Origin of the sequence: Marinobacter sp. SS5-14b (assembly GCF_030541005.1) — a bacterium.
Classification (GTDB): domain Bacteria; phylum Pseudomonadota; class Gammaproteobacteria; order Pseudomonadales; family Oleiphilaceae; genus Marinobacter.
The window spans coordinates 1-2065 of the sequence record NZ_JASSVM010000032.1 but is presented as its reverse complement, the minus strand read 5'-3'; the positions used below and the strand labels follow the sequence as shown (position 1 = coordinate 2065).

The window sequence follows — 2065 nt, the reverse complement described above, 5'->3', positions numbered from 1 at the left end:
AAATAAACGGTTGACAAGGTAGCGGAACGATGTAGAATACGCCACCTTGATTGAGCAACAGCTCAAACGCTCTTTAAAAAGTTGACCAAGTAATTCGTGTGGGCGCTGGCCGAGGTATTTCGGACATGAAATATCTTGACAGTGACTCGTCGAACATTGAGTTTTGTCTTGAGCAAGAATTAAGAACTTTCGGGTTCTTGTATGATTTAAACTGAAGAGTTTGATCATGGCTCAGATTGAACGCTGGCGGCAGGCTTAACACATGCAAGTCGAGCGGTAACAGATCTAGCTTGCTAGATGCTGACGAGCGGCGGACGGGTGAGTAATGCTTAGGAATCTGCCCAGTAGTGGGGGACAACAATCGGAAACGGTTGCTAATACCGCATACGCCCTACGGGGGAAAGCAGGGGATCTTCGGACCTTGCGCTATTGGATGAGCCTAAGTCGGATTAGCTAGTTGGTAGGGTAAAGGCCTACCAAGGCGACGATCCGTAGCTGGTCTGAGAGGATGATCAGCCACATCGGGACTGAGACACGGCCCGAACTCCTACGGGAGGCAGCAGTGGGGAATATTGGACAATGGGGGCAACCCTGATCCAGCCATGCCGCGTGTGTGAAGAAGGCTTTCGGGTTGTAAAGCACTTTCAGCGAGGAGGAAGGCCTTAAAGTTAATACCTTTAAGGATTGACGTTACTCGCAGAAGAAGCACCGGCTAACTCCGTGCCAGCAGCCGCGGTAATACGGAGGGTGCAAGCGTTAATCGGAATTACTGGGCGTAAAGCGCGCGTAGGTGGTTTGATAAGCGAGATGTGAAAGCCCCGGGCTTAACCTGGGAACGGCATTTCGAACTGTCAGGCTAGAGTGTGGTAGAGGGTAGTGGAATTTCCTGTGTAGCGGTGAAATGCGTAGATATAGGAAGGAACACCAGTGGCGAAGGCGGCTACCTGGACCAACACTGACACTGAGGTGCGAAAGCGTGGGGAGCAAACAGGATTAGATACCCTGGTAGTCCACGCCGTAAACGATGTCAACTAGCCGTTGGGACTCTTGAAGTCTTAGTGGCGCAGCTAACGCACTAAGTTGACCGCCTGGGGAGTACGGCCGCAAGGTTAAAACTCAAATGAATTGACGGGGGCCCGCACAAGCGGTGGAGCATGTGGTTTAATTCGACGCAACGCGAAGAACCTTACCTGGCCTTGACATGCAGAGAACTTTCCAGAGATGGATTGGTGCCTTCGGGAACTCTGACACAGGTGCTGCATGGCCGTCGTCAGCTCGTGTCGTGAGATGTTGGGTTAAGTCCCGTAACGAGCGCAACCCCTATCCCTGGTTGCTAGCAGGTAATGCTGAGAACTCCAGGGAGACTGCCGGTGACAAACCGGAGGAAGGTGGGGATGACGTCAGGTCATCATGGCCCTTACGGCCAGGGCTACACACGTGCTACAATGGCGCGTACAGAGGGCTGCCAACTCGCGAGAGTGAGCCAATCCCTTAAAGCGCGTCGTAGTCCGGATCGCAGTCTGCAACTCGACTGCGTGAAGTCGGAATCGCTAGTAATCGCGAATCAGAATGTCGCGGTGAATACGTTCCCGGGCCTTGTACACACCGCCCGTCACACCATGGGAGTGGATTGCACCAGAAGTAGTTAGTCTAACCTTCGGGAGGACGATTACCACGGTGTGGTTCATGACTGGGGTGAAGTCGTAACAAGGTAGCCGTAGGGGAACCTGCGGCTGGATCACCTCCTTAAACGAAGCCGAACGCTTCGGTCAGAGTCCACACGAATTACTTGGTTAGCTGAATAAAGAGAGCAAAAGGGTCTATGCAGGCCCGATATCGGTTTGACCGAACCTTAGGGTTTGGCGCCGGATTCGGATCAGCTGGCAAGGCGCAGATTGAGTGAGAGAAGGAGCGTACATTTGTACGTGACTGATTGAGTGAGAGCTGCAACGCAGTCCAGGTGATTCGAAGACAAGCGAAACCGGGTCTGTAGCTCAGGTGGTTAGAGCGCACCCCTGATAAGGGTGAGGTCGGTGGTTCAAGTCCACCCAGACCCACCAGAATT

General features: G+C 53.0%; 1 tRNA gene and 1 rRNA gene. Both read left to right on the top strand.

Annotation, left to right across the window (positions count from 1 at the left end):
* The first annotated feature begins 208 nt into the window (after nucleotides 1–208).
* Nucleotides 209–1749, top strand: a 16S ribosomal RNA gene (locus QPL95_RS18465).
* 234 nt (nucleotides 1750–1983) lie between these two features.
* Nucleotides 1984–2060: transfer RNA gene (locus QPL95_RS18460), tRNA-Ile, on the top strand.
* Nucleotides 2061–2065 lie beyond the last annotated feature (5 nt).